Raw genomic sequence first — 759 nt, forward strand, 5'->3', positions numbered from 1 at the left:
GCCGAGCATCAGGTGATCGCCCACGCCGATGCGCGTCAACCGCGGCTCGCCGTTCTCGACGTGCACCTTGATCAGCGTGAGGTCGGTCGTGCCGCCGCCGACGTCGCACACGAGCACGAGGCGCGTGCGCGCCAGCTCGTCGCGCAGCGTGTCGCGATGATGGAACAGCCAGTCGTAGAACGCGGCCTGGGGCTCCTCCAGCAAGCGCAGCGCGGGCAGCTTCGCGAGTCGCGCGGCTTCGAGCGTGAGCGCGCGCGCGCCGTCGTCGAACGACGCGGGCACGGTGAGCACGATGTCCTGCCGTTCGAGCGGCGCATCCGGAAAGCGGCGGTTCCATGCGGCGCGCACGTGCGCGAGATAGCTCGCGCACGCCGCGACGGGCGACACCTTGCCGTGCGCATCGGCCGCGCCCCACGGCAGGATCGGCGCGAGACGATCGACCGACGCGTGCGACAGCCAGCTTTTCGCGCTCGTCACGAGCCGGCCCGGCACCTGCGCGCCGAGCGCGCGCGCGAGCGTGCCGATCACCGCGGGCGGCGCGTCGCCGGCGTCGGACGCAGCGCGCGCGTCGACCGATTCGCCGGCATCGCGCCACGGCAGCCGCAGGTCGCCCGGCGCGAACTCGCCGGGCGCCGGGTGATAGCGCGCCGAAGGCAGCAGCGGCCGCGCACCGACTTCGCCGGGCGCGACGAGTTGCTCGACGTCGAACACGCGGATCGCGTCGCCGCCCGCCTCGACGTACGCCACGACGGTATTGCT

The 759-nt window shown here is 73.8% G+C and carries 1 protein-coding gene; it reads right to left on the reverse strand.

The genetic code is table 11. The features are described 5' to 3' along the window. Positions 1 to 759: Hsp70 family protein (locus tag J5M56_RS23685; RefSeq protein ID WP_207937906.1), on the reverse strand; the 759-nt coding region annotated here is incomplete at both ends.

Source organism: Pseudomonas sp. 51_B (assembly GCF_017491595.1).
Lineage (GTDB): Bacteria > Pseudomonadota > Gammaproteobacteria > Pseudomonadales > Pseudomonadaceae > Aquipseudomonas > Aquipseudomonas promysalinigenes.